Below are 25,321 nucleotides of genomic sequence, written 5' to 3'. Positions count from 1 at the left end.
CCGGCCCTCAGCCCCGCTCGCGGACGACGCCCTTGAAATAGTCGATCGTCGCCTGAAGGCCTTTCTCCAGCGGCACCTGCGGCTCCCATCCCAGGGTGCGCCGGGCGAGCCCGATATCGGGGCAGCGCTGGGTGGGGTCGTCCTGCGGCAGCGGTTCGAACACGATCTCGGACTTCGAACCCGTCAGCTTGATGACCCGCTCGGCCAACTCGCGAACCGAAATCTCGTGGGGGTTGCCGAGGTTGACCGGGCCCGTCACCTCATCACCCGTGCCCATCAGCCGGATAAAGCCTTCGACCAGATCATCGACGAAGCAGAAGGCGCGGGTTTGCGAACCCGTGCCGTAGAGGGTGATCGGCTGCCCGGTCAGCGCCTGCATGATGAAGTTGGAGACGACGCGGCCGTCCTGGGGGTGCATGCGCGGGCCATAGGTGTTGAAGATACGGGCGACCTTGATCCGCACCTCATGCTGGCGGTGATAGTCGAAGAACAGCGTCTCGGCCGCGCGCTTGCCCTCGTCATAACAGGCGCGCGGGCCGAGCGGATTCACGTTGCCGCGATAATCCTCGGTCTGCGGGTGAACCTCGGGATCGCCATAAACCTCGCTGGTGCTGGCCTGGAACACCTTCGCCTTCACCCGCTTGGCGAGGCCGAGCATGTTGATCGCGCCGACGACACTGGTCTTGGTCGTCTGGACCGGATCGAACTGATAATGGATCGGCGAAGCCGGACAGGCGAGATTGTAGATCTCGTCTACCTCGACATAGAGCGGGAAGGTAACGTCGTGGCGCATCGCCTCGAAGCGCGGATTCGACAGGAGATGGGCGATATTCTCCTTGCGGCCGGTAAAATAATTATCGACCGACAGGACGTCGTGACCGGCCTCGACCAGTCGCGTGCAGAGGTGCGACCCCAGAAAGCCCGCGCCGCCTGATACTAGAATCCGCTTTCGGGAAAAGCCCATCAATTCTGCCTTCTCACTGATTTTTCTGTCGATTGGAGCCCGGGATGCGGACCTCTCCAGCCCATCCCTCTTGAAGTGTCAAGCCGCCGGGTTGCGCCAGCCGCTAGTTCCTAACATGGTGGAATTAATCGAGCTTTTTATTGGATAGGATCAGGTCGTCATAATCCAACCCGCGCGAGATGGCCGCGTAAATATAGTGGGTGCGGCCCTCCCGTGTCGAAAGGTCCACAGCTTCTATAGGCATTTCACTATTTCCGGCGATTGCCCTGTAGACATATCGAAACTTGCTCGAAATATCTTCCAGCGCCTTGTGCACGCTGCGGTCCTGCATTCCGATCAGGCACCAGATATTGAATTCGACCTGCACGATGGGATCCAGGGCGTTGATCAGGTTCTCCATCCCCTCGATCACCTCCCACTCGAAGCCTTCGACATCGATCTTCACGAACTTTATGGGCTTGACCGGATGTTGGGCCGACCACCGGATGATGAATTCGTCCAGCGTAACGCATGGCGGATCTTCAGCGGTCGAGAGACCCGCCGGGTTGATACTTCCCCACGCCGAGTTCTCGTGAAAGGCGATGTGGCTTACCGATTTGTTTCCCACGGCAGACCGGATTGGCACGATATTGCTGGCGCGATTCTGCTCGATATTCGTTTTGAGTATCTCGAACACGCTACCAGCCGGTTCGAAAGCGATTACGTCGACATCATCGACGGCTGACGATGCCGCAAAGGCTGTTACCCCTATGTTGGCGCCGATATCTATGATGGTGCTGCCAGCAGGTACATATTTCCTGAGGAGAAAATAATAGGGCCTTTCCCATTCGTCACAAAGGCCCTGAAAATAGCCATCATCGAAACCCGTAACGGTGAACGCCTTGGAGGGTGTGTTCCAGATCTTCGTCGGCATGCGCTACTCACCTTGGTTATGGATGATCGGAGCTAATTGACTGCGTCGACACGGCCTTAACCTCGTGCCGCAGGGTGTTATCCGGCAGAACGTAGAGCTCCTCCGCATAGCCCGCGCGCAGCCAGTGGCGGTGGCGTGAGATGCGGCGATAGCCGCCGGCCAGCCGGGCAAGTTCCGTGACAGGCGTCTGATCGGAAGGCCCCGCCTCCTGATTGATGCTGAGCAGATGACCGACACCCAGCCGCCGGGCCTCGGCGAGATGGGCCACCGCTTCGCCAAGGTCCATGGCCGGCAGGGAATCGATGTTGAGCAGCAGATCGATCGAGCCTGGCGTTGCCGCCCCGAAATCGCGGATATCGAGGATCGCCGTGGCGCTCGCGGGCTCGCCAGGTAGCGACGGATCGAGCTCGGCCCCTTTCAGGACATAGGCCAGGATCGCCCCGTTCATCACCGTATCGTAAAGGCGGTAGTTCATCAGGCCCAGCCGCCGGGCGTAGAAGGCGGTGAGGCCGGGGCCTCCGCCAATCTCGGCGATCCGTACATCATCGCCAGAACCCGCGAAGTCGCCGAGCTGCCGCAGCCGCCACGCGGCGTGGATCGAATCGAGCATCCGCATATGGACGATCCGCCCCTGCCCCACCGCAATGCCGAGATGCCCGCCGATGGACGCGGGCGGCGTCAGATCGGCGCCCAGCGCCCCCTCGATCGCGGCGAACAGTTCGGCCGGGTCGGTGAGGGCGTTCCTGCCCCAGCGGCCGGCTTCGGGATTCTCCAGCGGCAGCACGCCCACCGCCTCGGCCAGCGAGACGAGCTTGTCATAGGTCCAGCGCGCCAGCCGCTCGGCGAACTGGCGATCCCGCGCGCGCTCATGCTGGCGCGCGCCGCCCAGCGTGCCCTCCGCGATGCGGGCCTTGCCCAACGCGGCAAGCTCGGCCGCGACGGCGGCGGCATCACCGCGATCGAGCACCGCCGCGAAATCGCGCTGGCGGTCGGCCAGATCCGCCCTGTCGACGCGGGCTCCCGCCCAGAGCCGGCAAGCTTCCTCCCCGAGATCGGGGCGCGGCGCGGGAATCGGCGCCTCGACCAGCGCCGGCAACCGCCCCTCGCCATGGGCCAGCCGCGCGGCCCAGCGCCTATCGGCAGCAGAGGGCGGGGCCGGCACCGGCTGCCCGCCATCGCGCAGGCTTTCCGCCACCGCCGCCGTCAACGCCTCGACCCGCGCCTCCAGCGTGGGTGCCATGGTGCGGAGCTGCTGGCGGATGAAGCTGGCATGGGGGCCGTTGATGAAGCTCATCGGCTCGATCGACACGGCGCCCGCGATATCGGGCTCCTCGCGCAATATATGGTGGAGGAGGTCCTGATCGTTGCCGGGGCCGATCCATTCGGCGGCGCCGCGCAGGAAATCGTCGCTGTGCGCGGCGAAGCGTTCGGCCCAGCTTCGCACCAGCGCGCGCCCCTGGGGATGGCCGAAATTGATCAGCGCCACCCCTGCGTTGACGTCCCAGGCCTCCCCCGTGACCCCGGAGGTGGCGAAGATCGCCGCGCGATCGCCCTTGCCGGCGAGGTAGGCGGCGAGATCGAAATCGAGATCCTGGATATAGGCATCGGCATCGAGATAGACCGCCCAGCCGGCAAAGCCGCGATCGGCCAGTTCGGCCAGCATCGGGATGCGGTTGAAGGTCGCCTGCCAGTTGTGGAAGCCGCGTTTGATGCCCAGGAAGCTTTCATAGCCGAAACCCTGTCGCCGGGCATATTCGCGGACATTGACGGCGGTGACCGCGAGCATCGGCGCGTAGCGTTCGGCATCGGCGGTCTGGAGCAGGACGATGCCGGGCTCGTCGGGGCTTTCGATCCGCCGCCGTCGCGCCTCGGGCGACAGGCGCAGCACCGCGCAGAACTCGTTACGGTCGCGCGCCGTGTCGTAGACGCCGGCCAGCTCCAGCCCGGTCAGGCCGAGCGCGCCCAGCGTATCGATGATCGTGCGGAAGCTGTCCGGCGTGAAATACCAGGCATGGACGTCGATATAGCGGCCGCCGCCGAAATCATGGCTGTGAAGCGCGGCCTCGACCCGTTTCGCGCGGTCGGCAGGCACGGCCGGGCCATGGTCCCCCGCCCAATGGCGGCGCGAATCATTATGGGTGGTGAGGGCGACATGCTCGATCACGCTGGCGAGGGTGTGCGTCCTGCGCTGTTCGCGATGCGCCTGGACGACCTGGGCAATCGTGCTTTCGGCGATATGATGATCGAAGCAATAGCGCTTGTCGGGAATGATGAGACAGAACAGCCCCTCAGGCGCCATGATCCGCTCGACCTGGCGGAGATGTTCGACCAGATCGGGCTGATGCTCGATCGCATGGCTGCTGATGATCGCGTCGAAAGAGCGGCGGACCTTGTCGAGCCCCCCGACATAGTCGATCCGTTCGGGGCAACCCGCCGGATCGGCGCCGATCTCCCGCGCCCTGTCGCGCAGTTGCCGGGCGTCGAGCACGTCAAGATAGGCGATGTTGGGGCCGCGCAGCAGCGGGCTGCAGAACGGGCCGATCTCCAGCACCGAGCGGCCATCGGCGATCAGCGCGATGAGATTCTCGCGCAGCGCCAGTGGGGAGGCGATCCGTCCTTCGGCCCGCCCCACCCTATGGTAATGCTCGGCGGCGGCCTCCGGCGAAAGATCGAGGTCGGGATTGGCCGACAGATAATAAGCAGGGTCGAAGGCGGGGGGCAGGCCATCGCCCAGCCCGGCCGCATCGCTTTCCAGAAGCATCGGTGTCGCCATCCTGCCGGGTTAGCCGCTCGGATCGGGCGATCCTAGGCCTTTTATCGATACCAGGCGCCGGGCTCGTCCGCCGGCACGACATCGAACAGATCGCGGCGCAGGCCCGGATGCCAGGACGGGTCCTGGGCCAGCCACGCCCCCCAGCGCAACAGGAAGGCGGCGAACTGCTCACCCGCCACCGGCATCTCGCCACGCGAAGCCTTCTCGGCATGGACCATCTCCGCCTCCGGCGTGCAGACGATCCGATAGCCCAGCGCGCGCAGCCGCAGGCACAGGTCGACGTCGTTATATTCGAGCGTGAACTGCTCGTCGAAACCGCCGATCTCCTCCATCAGCGTGCGGCGGGTCGCGAACAGCGCGCCGGTGACGGCGGACCACTCGCGCTGGACCAGCGCCCAATTCTGATAGGTGCCCCCACTCTTCGCGCGCATGGCCCAGGCGTGGGCCACCGCGCCGAGCGCCGGGATGATCCCCGCATGCTGAAGCCTGCCATCGGCATAGAGCAGCCGCGCGCCCACCCCGCCGACCGTCTCGTCGACTGAGAAGCCGATCAGCGCCGCCAGCCAGCCAGGTTCGGCCGGCAGCAGATCATCGTTCATCATCACGATCTGGTCGGTCTCTGCCGCGCGCCAGAGCAGGTTCATCTTGCCGGCATAGTTGAAGGGCTCGCCGGGCCCGCGCAGCGTCTCGATGCGGCGCAGGGCGAAGGGCCAAGGCTGGCTTGCCCAGGCCGGTTCGCCGGCGATGTCGTCGCCGACGATCACGGTCAGCCGGTCCATCGGCCAGTCGGTGGTGGCGATCGCCTTCAGCAGCCGTTCGACATAGACGGTCCGGCCGCCCGGCAGCTTGCTCCGCCTGGTCGGGATGAGCAAAGTCACCGCCGGATGGTCGCGCCCGAAATCGCGGACCTGGGCAAGGCTGCCCGGCGCGCGGCCGGGCTTGAAACGGACATGGCCGAACAGCGGCTGCCGGGCGAGCATCGTAGCGCGCACCGCCGGATCGACTCGCGGGCGCCGTCCCGGATAGCCCAACAAAACCTTGGGAATCCGGACGATCGAGGTGCCGGCGTGGTGCGCGCGCAGGATCAGGTCGTCCAACAGCGCCGCGCCCATTTCCGGACGCAGGCCCAGTTCGGCCAGGACCGAGGCGCGGACGATCAGCGGCGCGCCGATATAGTCCTGCGCGGCGAGCAGGGTCAGGTCGAAGGCGGGCTTGAGCCGAAGCTGATCGAGCCCGCGTTCCTCGCCCGCGGCGAAATCGTCGCCATAGAAGATGCCGGCATCGGGCCGCGCTGCGGCGGCCGCCCGCCACTCACGCTCGATCAGGGGCGCCAGCACCGCGTCGCGCGGCGCGAGCAGGACCCAGCTGTCGCGATCGATGGGCAGGTCCTCCGGCAGGAGCGTATCGAGCGCGCCGTCCGGCGCCAGCGCCACCACCCGCAGCGCGGGGCCGAACACCGCATCCTCGACCGCCATGCCCATCGACAGATCGGAAGCGATATGCGCGCCGCCCGTCTCGACCGGCTCGCTCCGCACCGCCTGGAAGCTGGCCGCGATCTTCTCCGCCACGGCCTCATAGGAAAGCAGCGCGGCAATCCGCGCCCGCGCGGCGGCGCCCTTGCCCCGCTTCTTGCCGGCGTCACCCGCCTCGATCGCCCTCGCCGCGCGGATCAGCGCCGTGGTGAGCGCCGGCTCGTCGATCCGCGCCCATTCGCCGCCCTCGGTATAATGGCCGAAATCCTGATCGAGCCGCCAGGGATGCGCCTTGACCGGCCAGCCTACCGAGGCGTCAACGAAATCGCGGCTGCCGCCAAAGTCGGTCGCCACCACCGGCTTGCCCGCCGCCATCGCCTCGGCGATCGTCAGGCCGAAGCCTTCCGAACAATGCGGCGACGCGTAGAGATCGGCCAGCGCGGTCAGCTCGGCGAGTTCGTCGGCGGCCATCGACCGGTCGATCAGAACCACGCCCTCGCTGCCCTCGGCAAGCGCGCGGAAAGCCTCACCCTCCTCGGGCCGGTCGTGGAGATGCTTGGTCTTCAGCAACAGCGACCAGCCCTCTTCCGCCAGCCCCGATGCCGAAAAAGCGCGGACCAGCGCGGCCGGGTTCTTGCGGACCAGATAGCTCGATCCGTCGAACACATAGAGGATCGTGCGGCGATCGGCCGGCAGGCCCAGCCGTGCGAGCGCCCCGGCGCGGTCGAGCGCCACGGGCTCGGGCACCGGCACGACATGCGGCACGACGTCGACGGGGACATTAGCCTCGGTCGCGAACAGCTCGGCACAATAATGGCTCGGCGCCCAGATCCGGTCGACCGCGCCGAAATTGCGGCGCCAGGCCGGGGGGATATGCCCCATCTCCCAGACCCAATAGCCGATCCGCTTGCCAGCGGCGGCGATCGCCCCGCGCTGCTCATCGGTCAGCAGGTGCCAGCTGTCGGGGTTGAGATGCACCACGGCGATATCGGCAGGCTCCTCGAAATCGACGATGTCGACCGGTGGTGCCAGCGGCTTGTGGATATGGAAGGGCTGTTTGATCGGGTGAAGGCTCAGCAGCGCTCCGGTCCGCCGGATCGCGGCGATGATCCCCCGGCTCGCGGCACCCAGGCCGTTGTCATAGTTCCACGGGCCGAAGAAGGATATCTTGAGCGGCGTTTCGACATGGACGCCCGCCGGCACCCGACGCGCGAGCAGGCGTCCGCCATCGTCGATCGGCCCTTCCTCCGCGGCGGCGGCGATCACTGCCTCGGCCAGAGCGACATCGAACCCGGCATCGGCCAGAACCTTCTGCCAGCCGGTGATGTCGATATCCTCGAACTGGCCGCGCAGCAGCAGCAGCTTGACGAACGGCATGCCCGCGGCGAGCAGGTCGCGCCAGCCGAACAGGGTGGGATTGATCGCCGTCGCGCTGGCATAGAGCAGGTCGACATCCAGGCCGATCTGCTCGGTCATCTCGGCCAACCGCACCTCATAGGCCCGGATCACATGATCCTTGCGGGTAAGCAGCCTGATGTCGTTCATGAACGCGTGGAAATGCCGCGAGGTCAGTAGCCGGGGCTTGATCGCCAGGAAATAGCTCTGCACGTGCCAGCGCCATTCATGACTTTCGGTTAGGCCGACGAGATCGGCCTTGCTGGCGCGGACCCTGTCGATCAGTTCCGCGATGCGGGCGTCGTCACGGGCCGGCAGCACGCTGTCGTTGAGCAGATAGAGCGTGCTGGCGCCGTAGAGGCGGGGGTGGAGGCGCAGCGCATGCGCCCACGCGCCGAAATCATAGCCGGCGTTGCGGCGGACCATCACCGCGTCGGCGGCCTCGATCAACTCGCGGGGCAGATCAACCGGCCGATCCACCGTCGCGATCACGAACACCCCGAGCCCCGCGGCCTTCAGCGCGCGGAGATAGGGCAGGACATGCGGCTTGATCTTGCCGGTGCGACTGTGGGTGACGAGCAGCGCCACCTCGCTTCCGGCAGACAGATCGAGCGGCTTGACGATCTCAGCAGGCACCGACCAGGCGATCGGATGATCCTCCGGATGACGCGAGGGCGGGAAGAGGAGGATCGGGCCGGGATCGAGCGGCGCGCCATCGGGCAAGCGATGGGCTGTGACTTCCACCCCCTCGCCATTCTCGCCCAGGTCGATATCGAGCAGCGCGCGGAAGAACAGCGCGCCATCCTCCTCGCGAGGGTGAGCGCGCGTCCGCGCGACCGATCGGTCGCCGGCACGGAACTCCACGGTCGGCCGCTCGTCGCCAAACGGCAGGAGCACACCGGAAACGGAGCGCTCATACCAGCCCTCGATATGGCCGCCCCTGGGACCGGGCTCCGGCTCCGGGTCAGGCTGAGGCTCGGGTTCGGCTTCAGGTTCCGGTTCGGGCTCGGCTTCGGGCTCGGGCTCGGGCGGGAGCAACTCGTCCAGCGCCTGCCCGGCACGGGGATTGCCGTCGAGCTCGAAACTGTGCCGGTAGAAACCGATAGCGGCGTCGACCTCCCCGGTCCGCCGGGCAAGATGGCCGCGGCACAGGGCAAGATCGGCGTCGTCTGGCCGCAGGCTATGAGCGGTGCGATAGGCGAGGTCGGCGCCCGTCAGGTCCCCGCTTTCGCCGAGCATATGGCCAAGCTGGACCCAGATCGCGAAATCGTCGGGCCGGTGGACCAGATAGCGGCGATAGTGCGCGGCGGCCTCCCGCCAGCGCCCGCTGTCCCGGGCGGCGCTGGCTTTCAGGAAGGCGCGTCGTATCGCGCGCCGGCGCCAAAATCCCCCCGTCATGCGATGCTCGCTATCATGCGGCGGCGATGGGCGGAATAGGCAGCGGGCATCCGGCGTATCTCTCGTCGACGAACCATAGGGGCCGCCGCAAAAAGCGGCCTCTTGGAAGAAACCATGTTTCAAGGCAAGCCGTTAAGGCTGGAGCAAGGCTAGGATCGCAATTGACAGCCGCGCAAAGGCAGCTATGGGGGCGCCCCGGCATGAAGCACATGCCGCGGTGGAGCCGTCGGCGAAACGGGGCGGCATATTGGATGACTTTCGACATCGACCGGACCTGCAATAGATCAGGACGTTCCAGACGGTGGCGCATGTCGCCGCTGCTGGTGGGCGTGAGCCTGCTATGGACGACGGCGCCCGCCACGGCCGAGACGCTGATGGATGCGGTCGAGGCCGCCTATGCCAGGAATCCGGCGCTGGTCGAGCAGCGCTATCGCCAGAAGGGCACCAACGAGCAATATGTCCAGACACGCGCCCAATATGGGCCGTCGATCTCGATCAATGCCGTCGGCAACTATAATTACACCAAGCTGCGCGAATTGAGCGCGGACGCGAATGACGGCTCACTGTCGGTCAACGTTCGCCAGCCGGTCTATTCGGGCGGGCGTTTCCGCGGCCAGCTGGCCCAGGCACGCGCCAATGTCCGCAACAGCGAGGAGGTGCTGCGCCGCACCGAGGGCGAAGTGATCCGCGATACCATCTCCTCCTATGCCGCGGTACTCCGCGATCGCCAGCGGGTGGAGGTGGCGCGCCAGAATGTCGAGGCATTGCGCGCGCAGTTCGCCGAACGCCGTGCCAAGCGCAGGGTCCGCGACGTAACGATAACCGATGTCGCGCAGGCCGACGCGCGCCTGGCCGCAGGCGAGAGCCAGCTCGCCAATGCGGAGGCCCAGCTCGCGATCAGCCGGGGAGACTATCTGGCCGTCGTGGGACATGAGCCCGGCGATCTCGCACCCTTGCCCGAACTGCCAGGCCTGCCGGCTTCGATCGACGAGGCGTTCATGGTCGCCGAAGCCGAGAATGCCAATATCGGCGCGGCCCGCCATGCCGAGGAAGCCTCGCGCGCCAATGTCGCGGTACAGCGCGGCAATCAGCGCCCTACCGCCACGATCACCGCCGAGGCGGGAAAGGTCGGCCAGCTATCGCCGTTCGACCGGCGCGAGTTCCGGACGGAGGTGACGGCGCAGCTGACGATCACCCAGCCCCTGTTCCAGGGTGGCGCGATCCGGTCGCGGATCCGTCAGGCCGAGGACATCAACAATGCCCAGCAGGCGGCGCTCGACGGGCAGCGTCGCGCAGCGATGCAGGATGTGGTGATCGCCTGGAACCAGCTCGGTGCATCGCGAATCGCGGTGGTCTCGGGCACGCGGCAGGTCCAGGCGGCACAGATCGCCTTTGCCGGCATGCAGCGCGAAGAACAATTCGGCCTGCGCAGCACGATCGAGGTGCTGAACGCCGAGCAGGAACTGGCTTCATCGCAGCTTACCCTGCTCAACAACCGCTTCCAGGAATATCTGGCCCGGGCCGAACTGCTGCTCGCAATGGGCCGGCTAGATGCCCGCACCGTCAATTCGGCGATCCCGGCCAGGGATCCGGAGGCCGAATTCAAGAAGGTGCGCTGGCGCGGCATCTCCCCCACCGAGCCGGTAGTGATGCTGCTCGACCGCGTCGGGTCGGCGAGCCCCTATGCACCGCCGAAGACCGAGTTGCGCGGCCTCGACCAGCCCAAGCCGACGGGCCAGCCAGCGCTACCGCCTTTGCCGGACAAGAGTTACACCGATGCGCCGCTGGTGCCGATCGCCGACAGCACGCTGATCACCGGCGATCGCCTGCCGCCGATCGTCGGCGATTATGGCGCCCCGCCGCCCCGCGAAGGCGACCCGCGATGAAAAGCCTTAACCGCTCGGCGGCCGTGATGATAAGAGCCAGGGCCGCATGGGCCAGCCGGCGCATGCCATATTCAGGATATTGACCGCGCGATGTTGTCCGTCTTTTCCCAGAAGAACATCATTACCGACGCGCTGGCGAAGGGAAAAAGTTCGTTCATTTTCGCCGCGCTGTTCAGCCTGGCCAGCAACCTGCTCTACCTCGCGCTTCCCATCTACACCAACCAGATCTATTCGCGCGTGCTGTACAGCCACAGCGGATCCACCCTGCTGGTGCTGACCGTCGGCGCACTGTTCGTGTTCCTGATCTCCGGCCTGCTCGACCATTATCGCGCCCAGGTGCTGACCAATTTCTCCATCACCTTCGACCGCCAGCTCGCCAGCCCCACCTTCGCGGCGCTGTTCGACCTCGTCGTCCGACGGATGGGCGGATCGCACGCCCAGGCCCTGCGCGATCTCGACAATATCCGCCAGTCGATCGCCGGCCCGGCCATCTCGGTGCTGTTCGACCTGCCCTGGATACCGATCTTCCTGGGCCTCCTTTTCATCGTCGATCCGTGGATCGGCACACTGACGCTGGTGGGCGGCGTCGTCCTGCTGATCCTGGCCTACCTGCAGGATCGCGCAACCCACGCCGCGCTCGGCGAAGCCAATGGCGCGGCCATCAAGAGCTACAGCTTCACCGATGCGGCGCTGCGCAATTCGGAGGTGGTCCGCGCCCTGGGCATGCTACCGACGCTCGGCAGGTCATGGGCGCAGTATCGCCAGACCTCGCTACAGATGACGATCGTCGCGAACCATCGGGCGAGCTTCTATTCCAACGCGATCCGCTTCATTCGGATGTTCATCCAGATCGCCACAATCGGCCTGGGCGCCTGGCTGGTGATCGAAGGCTCGATCTCCTCGGCCCTTCTGTTTGCCAACATGATCCTCGCCTCGCGGGCGCTGGCGCCGTTCGAACGGATCGTCGGCTCGTGGAAGAGCTTGCTGGAAACGTCGCAGGCCTATGGCCGGCTCGAAAAGGTGCTGAACGACTATGAAGCGCCTGCGCCGACCACCCAGCTGCCGGCCCCGCAAGGCCGTATCACCTTCGAAGGGGTCAATTTCGGCACAAGCGGCGCGTCATCGCTGATCCTGGCCGGCGCCACCTTCCTGATCCAGCCCGGCGAGATGGTCGGGGTCATCGGCCCTTCGGGCGCGGGCAAGTCGACACTGTTGCGCCTGATGGTCGGCATCTGGAAACCGACTGCCGGCACCGTCCGGCTCGACGGCGCCGACGTCTACAGCTGGGACCGTGGCGACTTCGGCCGCCATGTCGCCTATCAGCCCCAGGACACCGAGCTGTTCGCCGGCACGGTGCGCAACAATATCTGCCGCTTCCTGCCCGATGCGAACGACGCGGACATCGTCCGTGCGGCGCAGGCGGCGGGCGCGCATGACCTGATCCTGCGCCTTCCCAAGGGCTATGACACCGAACTTGGCGAGGGCGGGTCGATCCTTTCGGCGGGCCAGCGCCAGCGGGTGGGCCTGGCCCGCACGCTGTTCGGCGACCCCAAGCTGATCGTGCTCGACGAGCCCAACGCCAATCTGGACGCTGATGGCGAAGCCGCGCTGGACCAGGCGATCAAGGGCCTGCGGGAGCGGGGCACGACCATCGTGATGGTCTCTCACAAGCCCAGCGTGCTGGCGCAGGCCGACAAGCTGATGCTGGTCCGTAACGGGCGGATCGAGCGCTTCGCGCCGCGCGACGAGGTGATGCGCGCCATCGCTCCGCCGGCACAGCAACCGCCACAGCGCCCGACCCTGGCGGAGGCCAAGCCATGAGCATCCTTCCCGACCTGCGCAAGATGCTCACCCGCGCGGAACCGCTGCCGGACGATGACGCCGGCAACTACGCCACCGGCCCAGGGGCCGACCAGGCGGCGATGGACCGCCAGCTGCGCCGGCCGATGATGATGGGCGGCCTGCTCGTGCTGGTGCTCGCGGCCGGCCTGCTGCTGTGGGCAGCCTTCTTCAGCATCACCGGTGCGGTGCTCGCCCCCGGCGTCGTCCGGGTGGAGAACAACAGCAAGAATCTAAGCCGGCTCGAGCCCGGCATCGTTCGCCAGATCCTGGTGCGCGAGGGGCAGAAGGTGGCCAAGGGCCAGTTGCTGATCCGTTTCGACGACACCCAAACCAAGGCGGCAGCCGACATCTTCCAGAGCGTCGTCGACAGTGCCAACGCGCAGATCGCCCGTTTCCAGGCCGAGGCGGCGAACGCCGCCAGCGTGACCTTCCCCGCCGATCTTACCGCGCGCTCGGCCGATCCCCGGGTAGCCGCGCTGCTGGCGAGCCAGCAGACCCTGTTCCAGAGCCGAATGACGCTCTATCGCAGCCAAGCGATGGTGCTCAATTCCCAGGCTCAGCAGCTGGAGACCCAGATCAGCGGGATGCGGATCCAAGCCCAGGCGATCGACGATCAGGCCAGGCTGGTCAGGGAGGAGCTGGACGGCGTCCGTGAGCTCAGCCGCCAGGGCTACGCGCCGAACAGCCGGCTGCTCGCGCTCGAGCGCAGCGCCGTGCAGGTCAAGGGCCAGAAGGGCTCGATGCTGTCCGAAATGGCGCGCGCGCGCCAGGCGATCGGCGAGATCAGGCTGCAGATCGCCCAGCTCGAGGACCGCCATCAGACCGAGGTCTCGGATGGCATCCGCGCCTCGCAGGAACGCCTTGCCGATGCCGAACCGAAGCTGCGCACCGCGCTGCAGCAACGCCAGCAGGCCGAGGTCCGGGCACCGGTAGCGGGCTATGTGTTCAACCTGACCCAGTTCACCGAGGGCGGCGTCGCCGGCGCCGGCCAGACGCTGATGCAGATCGTGCCGACCCACACCCAGCTGGTGGTCTCCGCCGAGGTGTCGCCGCGCGACATCACCGACGTGAAGCTGGGCATGCCGGCAAGCGTGACCCTGCTCGGCTACAACCAGCGCAAGGTCGCCCCGGTGGAAGGCAAGGTCAGCCTCGTCTCGGCCGACGCACGCAGCAACGAGAAGAGCGGGATCAGCTTCTTCCTGGTCGAGATAACCGTGCCCGCGGAGAATCTCGCCAAGGCCGGCCCCAACGTCCGCCTCGCCCCCGGCATGCCCGCGAGCGTGGCGATCGTCACCGGCGAACGCACCATTCTGGACTATCTGCTCGAACCCTTCACCGATTCCATGCGGTCGGCACTGAAGGAGCGATGAGCGGCGACGCCCAGGTCTCGTTTCTCGTCGCCGGGGTCCAGAAGGGCGGTACCAGCGCGCTGTTCGAATATCTGCGCGACCTTGCGGGCGTGCAGATGCCTGCGGTGAAGGAGGCGCATTTCTTCGACGACGAAACGGTCGACTGGTCGGCGCCGGACTATCGGCGCTATCACGCCCTGTTCGCCGACGATGCACGGCTGCGGGGCGAGGCGACGCCCATCTATATCTACTGGCCGAACAGCCTGGAACGGATCGCCCGCTATAATCCGGCGATGCGGATCATCCTGCTGTTCCGCGACCCGATCGAGCGGGCCTGGTCGCACTGGAAGATGGAATATGCCAAGCGCAAGGAGACGCATCCCTTCGCCTGGTGCATCCGCGAAGGCCGCGCCCGGCTGGCCGATGCGGATCTGTCCGCGCCCGGCTATCATCGCGTGTTCAGCTATGTCGAACGCGGCTTTTACGGCCAGCAGGTCGAGCGGCTGTTCGGGCTGTTTCCGCACGAGCAATGCCTGCTGCTGCGCTCCGAGGAGCTTGACACCGACCCAACCGGAACGATCGACCGCATTTGTACTTTTCTGCGAATTCCGGGGCCCGGAACGGTTCCGTCACGGACCGTGCACGCGGCCCGCACCATGGCCTATCCCTCGGTCCTGACCGACGAGGACCGCCGGCTGCTCGCGGACCTGTACCGCTCCGATCTGGCGCGATTCGAGGATGTTGGCGGCCTCGACACGTCCTTCTGGACAAGAAACTGGTTGTGACGCCGCCAAGGATTCCCGCGACGATGCTGGCACTTCGCCTAGCGAGCCACCGGGGTGGGTGGCACAACTTCTTCAAACTATTGTTCACAGGACGAAAAACCCCCGAAAAGCGTGGGGTTTATCAGCCTCTTCCGGCAAGGGGCGCCACGTCGACGCTGGTTATACCGCCCCTTGCCCCCCTAACTTGCGGATAAGATAGTTTAATCGCGTATGTTGCGGTGCGCTTTTTGTCTGTTGCGCGGTTGAGAAAGCTTGGCTAAGCAGCGTTCTGGGCTTGCTCGTCGAACCATGCCGTGGGGGATCGGTTCGCGGGCGGCAAGGGGTGCCTCACGTTCTAAACGGGAGGTGGCGCGCTGCTTGCCCGGGTAAGGTTCTACTGGAGGACTCTAATGGCTACTTTTGTTTTTGAGAATATGACGCAGGCGCAAGCCAATGCGTTTGCTGGCACCGACATTCTGGCCTTCGCGACGACCACCGCGAACGCCTCGAGCCTGACGGTTGCCATCGGTGCCACCACCGACCAGTTGCAGACCATCACGCTGACCGTCGGCACCAAGTCGCTGGTTTTCAGCTCGGCGGCTCTCAGCACCGCGTCGGACGCCGGCAACCTCGTGTTCAACGATGGTTCGTCGCTGATCCTCGGCACCAATGGCGCCGACACCACTCTCACCGGCAACGGCACCGCAGGTGACACCGTCTACCTGTTCGCGGGCAATGACGTTTACACGGGCACCGCGGGTCCCTCGACGATCTTCGCGGCGGCCGGCAACGACACCGTGACGGCGGGCGCTGGCGCGAGCAATCTGATCGGTGGTTCGGGCGGCGACAGCCTGACCGGCGGTGCTGGTAATGACCACATCTATGGTCAGAGCGCGGCGGGCGGCACTGATGGCGTCGACACCATCCTGGGTGGAGCCGGCAGCGACTACATCAACGGCAACATGGGCGATGACACCATCGACGGCGGCGCTGGTTCGGACCGCATCTTGGGCGGCGCGGACAATGACAGCATCGCGGGCAGCGCCGGCAATGATAGCTTCAACGGCAACCTCGGCAACGACACCATCGACGGTGGCGCGGACAATGACAGCATCCGCGGCGGCCAGGGCAATGACTCGCTCACCGGCGGCGCTGACTCGGACTTCCTGATCGGCGATCTCGGGACCGACACCCTCGCTGGCGGCACCGGCACCGACTTCGTGACAGGCGGCGAGGGCAACGACGTGTTCTCGTTCGCTGCTACCGAGGCCACCATTGCTGCGGCGGTGAACGGCGTCACCTCGTATGACACCGTCAACGACTATGTCGATGGCCAAGACCTCTTCCGCCTTGCTGCTGGTACCGTCGGTACGGCTGCTGGTGACGTCCTGCTGCAGGCTTCGGGCGCGAGCTTCACCACCGTTTCGGCGGCGACTGTTTACGCCCAGCAGCTGCTGGATGCGCACGCCGGCAATACGGACCTCGCTGTGGTTAACGTCGGTGGCGACACCTACCTGTTCTACAACGACGCAGCCGGCGCGACGATCAACTCGATCATCAAGGTTCAGGGCGTTACCGACGTCTCGCTGTTCACGATTGCCGACTTCGCCGGCTAATCGAGCGCAGCATGCCTCAAAAGAGGGGGCCGGTCGCAAGACCGGCCCCCTTTTTGTCTGCGGTAAATGAAAGAAGGCTGCGGAAGCTGAAGCGCGAGGCGAATCGCGCTGAAAACCGCTTGGCCTGTCCGGAATCCTCAAGCTATGCGGGTGCCCGTAGCGACATCGAGAAACTGAATGGATCCGAGGCTTATTGCGGCTGACGCCGCCATCCAACAAGGCCGCCGGGCCGACGCCATCGACATCATGATCTCGGCGCTGCTGGACGGCATCGAGCAATCAGAGAACCTGTATCGCGCTCTGCTGCGCAATCTGCTGGCGCTTGCGCGCTATGAGGATGGCGTCATCTGGGCCACCAAAGCCGTAAATTTCGCTCCCAAGAGCTACGAACTGCTGAATCTCCTGGGCATATTCCTGCGCCGAACCGGCCGGTATCGCGAAGCCCTGGACGTGCTGGACGACGCCATCAGGCTCAAGCCTGCGGACAATGCCGCGCTGGTCAACAAGGGCAATGTCCATAACGACCTCGAAGAAGGCCCTGCAGCCGAAGCAATCTTCACAAAACTCCTCCGCAAGACCCCGAAATCCCCTGAATTCCAGCGCTCTCTAGCTCGCGCACTATCCGTCCAGAAGAAATTCGGCCCGGCCATGATGCGACTGCGCCAGGCGATCGCGCTCAAGCGAGACGATATCAACGCATGGCTCGACCTCGCCGCCCTGATCGACACTCAAGGCGATCATGCCACCGCGCTCGCGACGATCGACAAGGCGCTCAAGGTTTTACCCGACGATCCACGCCTCCTGCAGGCGAAAGTCACCTCGATACGCCTATCGGGCAAAGTGCGCGCCGCTGAAGCCTATCTCCAGTCACTTTCGGACAAATTCGGAGACACCGCCTGGTTTCATTACCAGATGGCGCGATCCCTTCCCGATTCCGAGCGGGAGCGGGCCAATAGCCATTATCGGAAAGCCGCCGAACTGGCCCCGGACGATTTCGAATATCGAATGTCACTTGCCGAAAGCCTGGAGCGGACCCGCGGACCAGGCGAAGGCGCGCATATCGACGAAGGATATGCCGTGCTGTGCGCCACAAACATGCCCGCAAGGTTTGGCGGCGGAGAGACGAAGATCGCTGCCGAGATATTCACTCGCGTTGCCGACTATGACGCCATCGCGAAACTGGGAAACTTCGCGGAAATGGGCCGGCTATGGGTCAAAAGCGGGCGTCACACCGCGCTGTTGGGCCAGATGCCGCGCGTCAGAACCGACGAGGATCGCCGCGAACTGCTCGAACAGCACCGGATGTGGGGCCAGCAGGCACTGGACGTAGCGCAGCGCATGCCGATCACCCGACCGGCGGCAAAAGCGAAAGACAAGATCCGCGTCGGCTTCATGTCCTCCGACCTGCGTGATCATCCGGTCGCCTATTTTTCGCTTCCGCTGTTCGAGAATGTCGATCGGGATCGGTTCGAAATCTACTGTTACTCCTTCTTCGTGGGTACCGAAGCATCACCGATCCAGAGGAGGCTGACGGAGATGGTGGACGCCTTCCGATGGCACCCCGACATCACCGAACGCGATGCGGCCCAGATGATCGCAAACGACCAGTTGGATATATTGTTCGAACTCGGTGGTGCGACCCATATGAACAAGGTCGGCGTCATGGCCTGGAAGCCTGCGCCGATCACGGTGAGTTGGCTTGGCTATCCGCACTCGATCGGATTGGAGACTATCGACTATCTGCTGGTCGACCCGTTCCTCAATCCGCCGGATTCTTCGTTACTAATCGAAAAGCCGCTCGTCATGCCGAAAAGCTGGATCGCGATGAGCCGTTATGCCTTTCCGGATGTGCATCAGATCAACCCGATCGCGCCGGTGAAACGCAACGGATTCATCACCTTCGGGACCGCCAACAATCCCTACAAATATAGCCCCGAGATGCTTCGCGTCTGGGCGAAGACCATGGCGGGGGTTCCTAACTCCCGATTTCTGTTTGTCCGTCCCGAAGGAGGCTCGAAGGCTTTTGTTGGCAATATCCGCGCCTATTTTAATGCGGCGGGCATCGCCGCTGACCGGATCGAGTTCCGCGCCGTGCGCGGCGCGCACATGCCGCACTATAACGATATCGACATCGCGCTCGATACTTTCCCACAAACGGGCGGTACCACCACCTGCGAAGCCGCCTGGATGGGCGTGCCCACCATATCGCTGGTTGGCCCCGCCCTGTTCGAACGGCTAAGCTATTCGATCTTGCACAATGCCGGACTCGGCGATCTGTGCGCTTCGACCCAGGAGAATTATATAGAGATCGCAGCGCGGCTAGCGGCGGATCCCGATCGTATCCAAACGCTGCGTACGGAACTGCGCGAACAACTGCGTGCCGGGCCGCTTGGCCAGACCGAAACATTCGCGCGGGATTTCTATGATCTCGTTGCCAGAACCGTCGCAGAAAGGGCCAGCGCGTGAACTCTGAATTCCGCCAGTATGTCACATCCATGTTCTTCGGTGTTCGGGATTGGAAACAATTCATCGGAGGGATCAATACCGCGATCAAATCGCTGAAGTCCGGCGCGGGTTTGTTCACTGGTGACAACCTCATCACCTTCGGCAAGAGTCTCAGCTTCATGACCGATGAGCGCTTCATGGCCGCGTTCAAAGCTCATGCGACCACGGATATCGAAAAGGGCATCATCTGGCGTATCGCTACCGTCGCCTGGGGTGCCGCAAACGGAATGCGCCTCGAAGGCGATTTCGTTGAATGCGCCTGTTACAAGGGCATCACCGCACGGATCGTTTGCGATTATGTCGACTTCGGCTCACAGTCCGATCGGCGCTACTTCCTCTACGATTTGTTCGAACATGACAGCGCGATGCCGCATCATCACATGCCCGAGCATAGCCAGACTCTTTATCAGGAGGTCCGCCAGCGCTTTGCCGATCTGCCCAATGTGACTGTGACGCAGGGGCGCGTGCCGGAATCGCTCAGCAAGGTAAGCCCTGAGAAGATCGCCTTCCTCCACCTCGATCTCAATAACGCCGACGCCGAGATAGGTGCGCTCGAACTGCTGTTTGATCGCATGGTTCCGGGCGCGATCATGGTACTCGACGATTATGGGTGGCTCGCCTACCGCGCCCAGAAGCATGCCGAGGACGACTGGCTCGGTCGACGAGGCTACAAGGTGCTGGAATTACCCACCGGCCAGGGGCTCGTGATCAAATGATCATTTCAGCCCGTCCAGAAAGCCACTGATCAGCGGCAGGATCGGCCGGGCCGCCATGCCGAGAGCTACGAGCCGGGCCGCGTCGATCCGTTCGCCGGCCGATCCGCCGTCGTTGCCGCGCGTGAAGGCGATCCGCCATCCCTGGGCGGCGAACAGCTCGGCCAGTTGGACATTGCTGACCGTCTCTCCCCGCGCCACGTTGACGATGCCGGCCGGGCCTCGGTCAAGCAGCGCCTTCAACGCCACCACGACGTCGTCGATGTGGATATAGTCCCGTGCATAGCCAGGGCTGCTGTCCAGGCTTATTTCCCTCTCCCGCGCCGCCCGGCGCAGCCATTCGGACAGGAAGCCCTCCGCCCTGTCGTCCCAGCCGAACACATAGGACAGCCGCGCCACCACCCCGCGCCCGTCGGAGCGATGCAGGGTCAGGTTCTCGCCCAGCAGCTTCGACAGTTCGTAGAGATGCTCGTGATCGCCGGCGTCGACGGCGATCGGCAGCGTCTCGCGCCCCTCACCGCCCGCCTGGCTGCCATAGAGCCGGGTTGAGGAAAGATAGACGATGCGATCGAAGCGGGCCCGTTCGAGCAGCCGGGCGAGCAGTGCGACATGCGCTTCCACCGTCGCGAACGGGCGGCTGCGATAGTCGCCGGTCAGCCCGGCGCAGTAGAAGATGCGGCCGAGATCGCGATCCCACAGCCGGGGATCGTCGCGCACCGGGCAGAAGGGTTCGATACCCCGTCCGCGCAGATGATCGACGACGTGGCTACCGACGAAGCCGTTCGCGCCTATGACGGTATAGCCGGTCATTCGGCCGAGGGTCCGCCGCGCCGGCTGCCACGCCTCACGGCCGGGGCGCCCGCATAGATGGCATAGGGCTCGACCTCGCCGCGCACCACCGATCCGGCGGCGATCACCGCGCCCTGCCCGATCCGCGCGCCGTCGAGCAGCACCACATTCGCGCCCAGCCAGACATCGTCGCCGATCACGATTCCGCCCCGGCTCGGCTGAAACCCCTGGTCGCGGATGCGTCGATCGGGATCGGCGGTCTCATGGTTGGTCGCGGCGAGTGTGCAGTTGGCGGCGATCAGCACCGCATCGCCGATCGTCACGCCATTGCCGCTGTAGATCACGGTGCCCGAATTGATCGCACAGTCGGCGCCAATGACCACGTCGCCCGATCCGCCCGCCGGCTTGATCTTGACGAAGGCGTCGATCATCGTCCGCGCGCCCACCACATAGCGGCTGCCGCGCACCGACGGCTCGATATCGGCAAGCGGCGAGATGCGGGCGGTGGGATCGGCTTCGAGCATGGGCTCAGCGCTCCGCAACGAAATCGGGCAGCTTGGCGTCGGCCGGAGATAGCACATCCGGCGCGGCAGGCCAGTCGATCGCGAAGGCGGGATCGTCCCAGCGCACCGCCCGGCCACGGCCCGGCTCGAACATCCGGTCGATCATGTAGAGGATGTCGCTGTCGGGCTCGAGCGTCAGGAAGCCATGCGCCACCCCCTCGGGGATCAGCAAGGCCCGCCCATTGTCGGCCGACAGCTCGGCGGCGGTCCAGCGGCCGAAGGTCGCGCTGCCGGGCCGCATGTCCAGCGCGACATCATGGATGCGGCCGCGCACCACCCGCACCAGCTTGGCCTCGCCATGCGGCGCCGGCTGATAGTGCATGCCGCGCAGGGTGCGTGCCGCGTGGTTGCGCGACAGGCTGCTCTGCACCGGCACGAAGGGAAAGCCCGCCGCCGCGAACTCCTGCGGGCAATGGGCGCGGGCAAAATAGCCCCGGTCGTCGGCATGGGGTTCGAGCTCGACCACCACAACGCCGGCGATCGGGGTCGGCTCGAAGCGCATCAGTCGATCACCTCGATCGTCGGTACCGCGATCACGAACTTCCCGCCCCAGTCGCGAATCGTCGCCATCTGGCCGATGATCTCGTCCTTCAGATTCCAGGGCAGGATGAGGAGATAATCGGGCCGCATCGTCGCCACTTCCGACGGTGCAAGGATCGGCGCATGGCTGCCCGGAAGATAGCGGCCCTGCTTGTGCGGATTGGCATCGAACACCGCCTCGATGCGCGGCGCCGTCACGCCCGCATAGTTGAGGAAGGTGTTGCCCTTGGCCGCCGCGCCATAGGCGGCAACCCGCTTGCCCTCCGCCGCGGCACGGTCGAGGAAGACGAGCAGGCCATCGCGCACCGCCTCGGCCCGCGCGGTGAAGCTTTCATAGGGTGCGCGCGTATCGAGCCCCGCCGCCGCCTCGGCCGCGCGGACATCGCGGAGCGCCGGGGTCTCGGCATGGCTGGCGCCTTGGTGGGCGCAGAACAGCCGCAGCGAGCCGCCATGGGTCGGCAGCTGCTCGACATCGAAGGCCCTCATGCCGTTGGCCGCCAGCACCTTCTCCACCGCCAGCAGCGACAGATAGGAGAAATGCTCATGGTAGATGGTGTCGAACTGGACCAGCTCGATCAGCTTGAGCAGGTGCGGGAATTCGAAGGTCAGCACGCCTTCGGACTTGAGCAGAATCGGGAAGCCCGCGACGAAATCGGCGATGTCGGGAACATGGGCGAGGACGTTGTTGCCCGCCATCAAATCGGCCTGGATGCCACGCGCCTTCATCTCGGCGGCAGCGCGGGCGTTGAAGAAGGCGACCTCGGTCGGCACGCCCCTGTCGATCGCGGCGGCGGCGGTGTTGGCGGTGGGCTCGATGCCGAGCACCGGCACGCCCATCGCGACGAAATGCTGCAGCAGATAGCCGTCATTGCTGGCCACCTCGGCGACCAGCGAGGACGGGCCGAGCCCGAAGCGCGCCTTCATCGCCTCGGCATAGCGCTTCGCATGGGCAACCCAGCTCGCCGAATAGGAGGAGAAATAGGCGTAATCATCATCGAAGATCGCGTCATGCGCGACGGGATCGTCGGCCTGGACCAGCCAGCATTGCTCGCAGACCCGGACATGGAGCGGGTAGAAACCCTCGCCGCCCGCGTCGAGCTTCGCCCGGGTCAGATAGGCGTTGGACAAGGGCTGCTGCCCCAGGTCGATAAGATCGAGCGCGAGCGGGGCTCGGCAGAAACGGCAGGTCGGTTGGGTCATCAACTGTCTTCGTAGCGGGATATCTGTTCGTCGCACAGCAGCGCGGCATCGCTGCCCTGCGACCAGCGTCGGTACCAATCGACCGTCCAGTCGACCGCGTCGGGTGCATCGAGCCGGCTGGCGAAACCGAGCAGGCTGCCGGCGAGCGTCGTGTCGATGCCCAAGGTGCGGGCCTCGATCGAGGTGCTGTCGGGCTCATGCCGCCAGGGCTTAGCGCCCAGCGCGTCGATCGCGCGCGTGGCGAGTTCGCCCACGGTCAGCACCGGGCCATCGGGGCGCGGCCCGAAGTTCAGCGCGGCGGGCGCGGCGGGATCGCTCGACAGCCGCTCGGCATAGACCAGATAGCCGGCGACGCAGTCGAGCACATGCTGCCAGGGGCGGGTCGCCTCGGGATGGCGCAGCACCGTCTCCCCGCCCGCCAGCGCCGCGCGGACGATATCGGCCATGATCCGATCGCGCGAGAAATCGCCGCCGCCGATGACATTGCCGCCCCGCGCGGTCGCCACCGGAACTCGGCCGGCGAAATAGCTGCGGGCGAAGCTGCTCGTCACGATCTCGGCCGCCGCCTTCGACGCCGAATAGGGGTCCTTGCCGCCCAGCGCATCGCCCTCGGCGAAGGCGCGCCCGGTCTCGGCATTGGCGTAGACCTTGTCCGAGGTGATGACCAACACCGCCCGGAGCCCGTCACGTCCGCGCAGCGCATCGAGCAGATGCGCGGTGCCCATGACATTGGTCGCGAAGGTGGCGATCGGATCGCGGATCGATTCCCGGACCAGCGCCTGCGCCGCCATATGGAGGACGATGTCGAAGTCCTGATCGTCAAGCACGGTACCGACGGCCGCCCGGTCGCGCAGGTCGACGATGCGATGATCGACCCGGCCCGCAACGCCCGCCAGTTCGAACAGGCTCGGCTGATCCTCCGGGGCGAGTGAAAGCCCGGTGACATCCGCTCCCATCCGCGCCAGCCACAGCGCCGCCCAGGCCCCCTTGAAGCCGCTATGGCCGGTCAGCAGCACGCGCTTGCCGGACCAGAAGCCCGGATCAGGCCTCATTCCCACAACCGCCAGGGAGCCTTGCCGCTCGCCCACAGCGCCTCGAGGTCGTTCTTGTCGCGCAGCGTATCCATCGCCTTCCAGAAGCCGTCATGGCGCCAGGCCATCAGTTGCCCGTCCCGGGCCAGCCCCTCCAGCGGCTCGGCCTCGAACGGCATGCCATCACCGGCCACACGGTTCACCACCTCGGGCTGCAGCACGAAGAAGCCGCCGTTGATCAGGCCGTTGTCCCCGGCCGGCTTCTCCACGAAGCGATCCACCTGTCCTTCGCTGATCTCCAGCGCGCCATAGCGGCCCGGCGGCGCCACCGCCGTCACCGTCGCCTCGCGGCCATGGCTGCGATGGAAGGCGGCGAGTGCCTTCAGGTCGACGTCGGAGACGCCGTCGCCATAGGTGAAGAAGAAGGGTTCGCCCGGATCGAGATAGGAGGCGACGCGCTTCAGCCTCCCGCCGGTCATCGTCTCCGCGCCGGTATCGACCAGCGTCACCCGCCAGGGCTCATGGTTGGTCGCATGATATTCGACCGATCCCTTGCCAAGATCGACGGTCAGATCGGCGTTGTGGAGGACGTAGTTGGAGAAATACTCCTTGATGACATAGCCCTTGTAGCCGAGGCAGACGATGAAATCGTTGAAGCCGGCCTGAGAGAAGAGCTTCATGATGTGCCACAGGATCGGCCGCCCGCCGATCTCGATCATCGGCTTGGGCCGCAGGTGGCTCTCTTCCGAGATGCGGGTGCCGAGGCCGCCCGCCAATATCACCGTCTTCATGGCTGTCCCCCGCGTGGGCCTCAGGCGATCCGCTTGATGAAGGCGTCGGGCCAGTAGGTGACCCGCCTCGCGACCGTCCCCTCGTTGAACGGGAAGGCGGGCTCCTCCAGCACGAAGCGCTCGTCCTCCTCGACGAAGGCATGGGCGGCGGCCTTGGGATTGTTCCAGTCCCAATCGTCGCCGGTGCGCGGGCCGCCCTTCACCTGCTCCATGATGCCGTCGGTCGCGACGATATAGCTGCCGATGCTCACCAGCGGGCCATAGGCGCGGCATTCGTCGAGCACATGGCCCTTGCTGTGGTTCGAATCGAGCACCACCAGCACGGTTTCACCGGGCTTCACCAGCGCCGCCGCCGCCGCGACGATCTCGGGCGCGGTGGACGATCCCTCGAGCAGCTCGATCCGCTTGCTCATCGGATGCGCCTCGATCGCCTCGCGGTTGTGCGGGCGGATCTCGATATCGATGCCGACCACCCGGCCCTTGCCCATCGCCTCGAACAGCGAAGCGTAGAAGATCAGCGAGCCGCCATGGGCAACGCCGGTCTCGATCAGCACGTCGGGCTTCAGCGTCCAGATCACCTCCTGAAGGCGGATCATGTCCTCGGGCGGCTGGATGACAGGCCGGCCCATCCAGGCGAAGCTGTAGACATATTTGGAGTCCCAGGTCGCCCGCAGCCAGGCGCGCGAGGCCGCGTCGAAACCCTCGGCGGTGGCGAGGCTATGCCGTTCCTCGCGGTCCCCGTCGCGGACGATGACGATGCCCTGTTCCTCGTCGATGGTGGTGATCAAGCAGCTATCCTTCGGCTTTCAAGCGATGC

18 protein-coding genes are annotated in these 25,321 nt (G+C 65.5%); 7 read left to right on the top strand and 11 right to left on the bottom strand.

Going from position 1 to position 25,321, the window contains the following annotated elements; all coding sequences use genetic code 11:
- Nucleotides 1-7: 7 nt before the first annotated feature.
- The 4 genes from CMV14_RS06290 to CMV14_RS26685 form a co-directional block, all read right to left on the bottom strand.
- Nucleotides 8-964 carry a UDP-glucuronic acid decarboxylase family protein gene (locus CMV14_RS06290; protein WP_066968201.1) on the bottom strand — a complete coding sequence of 319 codons (957 nt, stop codon included), beginning with the start codon at nucleotides 962-964 and terminating at the stop codon, nucleotides 8-10.
- Between the two features lie 124 nt (nucleotides 965-1,088).
- A complete protein-coding gene (locus CMV14_RS06285) occupies nucleotides 1,089-1,877 on the bottom strand; it encodes an FkbM family methyltransferase (RefSeq protein WP_066968198.1) in 789 nt (262 codons plus the stop codon).
- Nucleotides 1,878-1,893: 16 nt separating this feature from the next.
- On the bottom strand, nucleotides 1,894-4,638 hold the full coding sequence (locus CMV14_RS06280) for a methyltransferase domain-containing protein (protein ID WP_202820884.1): 2,745 nt from the start codon (nucleotides 4,636-4,638) through the stop codon (nucleotides 1,894-1,896).
- A 53-nt stretch (nucleotides 4,639-4,691) separates the two neighbouring features.
- Nucleotides 4,692-8,915, bottom strand: a complete 4,224-nt coding sequence (locus tag CMV14_RS26685; protein WP_066968193.1) for a glycosyltransferase — start codon at nucleotides 8,913-8,915, stop codon at nucleotides 4,692-4,694.
- A gap of 308 nt (nucleotides 8,916-9,223) precedes the next feature.
- Between CMV14_RS26685 and CMV14_RS06270 the strand changes: the two genes are divergently transcribed.
- From CMV14_RS06270 to CMV14_RS06240, 7 genes are all read left to right on the top strand, one after another.
- Complete coding sequence (locus CMV14_RS06270) at nucleotides 9,224-10,801, top strand: TolC family outer membrane protein (protein WP_066968190.1); 1,578 nt, start codon at nucleotides 9,224-9,226, stop codon at nucleotides 10,799-10,801.
- 90 nt (nucleotides 10,802-10,891) lie between these two features.
- Nucleotides 10,892-12,622 carry a type I secretion system permease/ATPase gene (locus tag CMV14_RS06265; protein ID WP_066968187.1) on the top strand — a complete coding sequence of 577 codons (1,731 nt, stop codon included), beginning with the start codon at nucleotides 10,892-10,894 and terminating at the stop codon, nucleotides 12,620-12,622.
- On the top strand, nucleotides 12,619-14,013 hold the full coding sequence (locus CMV14_RS06260; protein WP_066968183.1) for an HlyD family type I secretion periplasmic adaptor subunit: 1,395 nt from the start codon (nucleotides 12,619-12,621) through the stop codon (nucleotides 14,011-14,013). Before CMV14_RS06265 ends, CMV14_RS06260 begins: the two co-directional genes overlap by 4 nt.
- Complete coding sequence (locus CMV14_RS06255; RefSeq protein ID WP_066968181.1) at nucleotides 14,010-14,777, top strand: sulfotransferase domain-containing protein; 768 nt, start codon at nucleotides 14,010-14,012, stop codon at nucleotides 14,775-14,777. Before CMV14_RS06260 ends, CMV14_RS06255 begins: the two co-directional genes overlap by 4 nt.
- 389 nt (nucleotides 14,778-15,166) lie before the next feature.
- Nucleotides 15,167-16,372: a calcium-binding protein gene (locus tag CMV14_RS06250; protein WP_066968178.1), complete on the top strand. Its 1,206-nt coding sequence runs from the start codon at nucleotides 15,167-15,169 to the stop codon at nucleotides 16,370-16,372.
- A 177-nt stretch (nucleotides 16,373-16,549) separates the two neighbouring features.
- Nucleotides 16,550-18,838: an O-linked N-acetylglucosamine transferase, SPINDLY family protein gene (locus CMV14_RS06245; protein ID WP_066968175.1), complete on the top strand. Its 2,289-nt coding sequence runs from the start codon at nucleotides 16,550-16,552 to the stop codon at nucleotides 18,836-18,838.
- On the top strand, nucleotides 18,835-19,593 hold the full coding sequence (locus tag CMV14_RS06240) for a TylF/MycF/NovP-related O-methyltransferase (RefSeq protein WP_139114772.1): 759 nt from the start codon (nucleotides 18,835-18,837) through the stop codon (nucleotides 19,591-19,593). Before CMV14_RS06245 ends, CMV14_RS06240 begins: the two co-directional genes overlap by 4 nt.
- Here CMV14_RS06240 and CMV14_RS06235 read toward each other — a convergent pair whose 3' ends face one another.
- The 7 genes from CMV14_RS06235 to CMV14_RS06205 are packed head-to-tail and all read right to left on the bottom strand — an operon-like array spanning nucleotide 19,594 to nucleotide 25,292.
- Nucleotides 19,594-20,400 (bottom strand): NAD-dependent epimerase/dehydratase family protein, encoded by an 807-nt coding sequence (locus tag CMV14_RS06235; RefSeq protein ID WP_066968169.1) that lies wholly within the window; start codon nucleotides 20,398-20,400, stop codon nucleotides 19,594-19,596.
- Nucleotides 20,397-20,903, bottom strand: coding sequence for an acyltransferase (locus CMV14_RS06230; protein ID WP_066968166.1), 507 nt, complete (start codon nucleotides 20,901-20,903; stop codon nucleotides 20,397-20,399). The genes CMV14_RS06235 and CMV14_RS06230 overlap by 4 nt, the downstream gene beginning before the upstream one ends.
- A 4-nt stretch (nucleotides 20,904-20,907) precedes the next feature.
- Complete coding sequence (gene rfbC, locus CMV14_RS06225; RefSeq protein WP_066968163.1) at nucleotides 20,908-21,444, bottom strand: dTDP-4-dehydrorhamnose 3,5-epimerase; 537 nt, start codon at nucleotides 21,442-21,444, stop codon at nucleotides 20,908-20,910.
- Nucleotides 21,444-22,682 (bottom strand): class I SAM-dependent methyltransferase, encoded by a 1,239-nt coding sequence (locus CMV14_RS06220; protein WP_066968160.1) that lies wholly within the window; start codon nucleotides 22,680-22,682, stop codon nucleotides 21,444-21,446. Before CMV14_RS06220 ends, rfbC begins: the two co-directional genes overlap by 1 nt.
- On the bottom strand, nucleotides 22,682-23,734 hold the full coding sequence (rfbG, locus tag CMV14_RS06215) for a CDP-glucose 4,6-dehydratase (RefSeq protein WP_066968156.1): 1,053 nt from the start codon (nucleotides 23,732-23,734) through the stop codon (nucleotides 22,682-22,684). Before rfbG ends, CMV14_RS06220 begins: the two co-directional genes overlap by 1 nt.
- Nucleotides 23,731-24,504: a glucose-1-phosphate cytidylyltransferase gene (gene rfbF, locus CMV14_RS06210; protein ID WP_066968153.1), complete on the bottom strand. Its 774-nt coding sequence runs from the start codon at nucleotides 24,502-24,504 to the stop codon at nucleotides 23,731-23,733. Before rfbF ends, rfbG begins: the two co-directional genes overlap by 4 nt.
- Nucleotides 24,505-24,524: 20 nt before the next feature.
- Nucleotides 24,525-25,292, bottom strand: coding sequence for a cephalosporin hydroxylase family protein (locus CMV14_RS06205; RefSeq protein WP_202820883.1), 768 nt, complete (start codon nucleotides 25,290-25,292; stop codon nucleotides 24,525-24,527).
- Between the last annotated feature and the right edge of the window lie 29 nt (nucleotides 25,293-25,321).

Origin of the sequence: Rhizorhabdus dicambivorans (assembly GCF_002355275.1) — a bacterium.
Lineage (GTDB): Bacteria > Pseudomonadota > Alphaproteobacteria > Sphingomonadales > Sphingomonadaceae > Rhizorhabdus > Rhizorhabdus dicambivorans.
Note: the sequence above shows the minus strand (reverse complement) of the source record. Positions and strands in the feature narration are given on the sequence as shown.

What these genes read in the sequence shown, in the direction of transcription:
- CMV14_RS06290 (WP_066968201.1), bottom strand. Translation starts at nt 964, where the DNA reads ATGGGCTTTTCCCGAAAGCGGATTCTAGTATCAGGCGGCGCGGGCTTT.
- CMV14_RS06285 (WP_066968198.1), bottom strand. Translation starts at nt 1,877, where the DNA reads ATGCCGACGAAGATCTGGAACACACCCTCCAAGGCGTTCACCGTTACG.
- CMV14_RS06280 (WP_202820884.1), bottom strand. Translation starts at nt 4,638, where the DNA reads ATGCTTCTGGAAAGCGATGCGGCCGGGCTGGGCGATGGCCTGCCCCCC.
- CMV14_RS26685 (WP_066968193.1), bottom strand. Translation starts at nt 8,915, where the DNA reads ATGACGGGGGGATTTTGGCGCCGGCGCGCGATACGACGCGCCTTCCTG.
- CMV14_RS06270 (WP_066968190.1), top strand. Translation starts at nt 9,224, where the DNA reads ATGTCGCCGCTGCTGGTGGGCGTGAGCCTGCTATGGACGACGGCGCCC.
- CMV14_RS06265 (WP_066968187.1), top strand. Translation starts at nt 10,892, where the DNA reads ATGTTGTCCGTCTTTTCCCAGAAGAACATCATTACCGACGCGCTGGCG.
- CMV14_RS06260 (WP_066968183.1), top strand. Translation starts at nt 12,619, where the DNA reads ATGAGCATCCTTCCCGACCTGCGCAAGATGCTCACCCGCGCGGAACCG.
- CMV14_RS06255 (WP_066968181.1), top strand. Translation starts at nt 14,010, where the DNA reads ATGAGCGGCGACGCCCAGGTCTCGTTTCTCGTCGCCGGGGTCCAGAAG.
- CMV14_RS06250 (WP_066968178.1), top strand. Translation starts at nt 15,167, where the DNA reads ATGGCTACTTTTGTTTTTGAGAATATGACGCAGGCGCAAGCCAATGCG.
- CMV14_RS06245 (WP_066968175.1), top strand. Translation starts at nt 16,550, where the DNA reads ATGGATCCGAGGCTTATTGCGGCTGACGCCGCCATCCAACAAGGCCGC.
- CMV14_RS06235 (WP_066968169.1), bottom strand. Translation starts at nt 20,400, where the DNA reads ATGACCGGCTATACCGTCATAGGCGCGAACGGCTTCGTCGGTAGCCAC.
- CMV14_RS06230 (WP_066968166.1), bottom strand. Translation starts at nt 20,903, where the DNA reads ATGCTCGAAGCCGATCCCACCGCCCGCATCTCGCCGCTTGCCGATATC.
- rfbC (WP_066968163.1), bottom strand. Translation starts at nt 21,444, where the DNA reads ATGCGCTTCGAGCCGACCCCGATCGCCGGCGTTGTGGTGGTCGAGCTC.
- CMV14_RS06220 (WP_066968160.1), bottom strand. Translation starts at nt 22,682, where the DNA reads ATGACCCAACCGACCTGCCGTTTCTGCCGAGCCCCGCTCGCGCTCGAT.
- rfbG (WP_066968156.1), bottom strand. Translation starts at nt 23,734, where the DNA reads ATGAGGCCTGATCCGGGCTTCTGGTCCGGCAAGCGCGTGCTGCTGACC.
- rfbF (WP_066968153.1), bottom strand. Translation starts at nt 24,504, where the DNA reads ATGAAGACGGTGATATTGGCGGGCGGCCTCGGCACCCGCATCTCGGAA.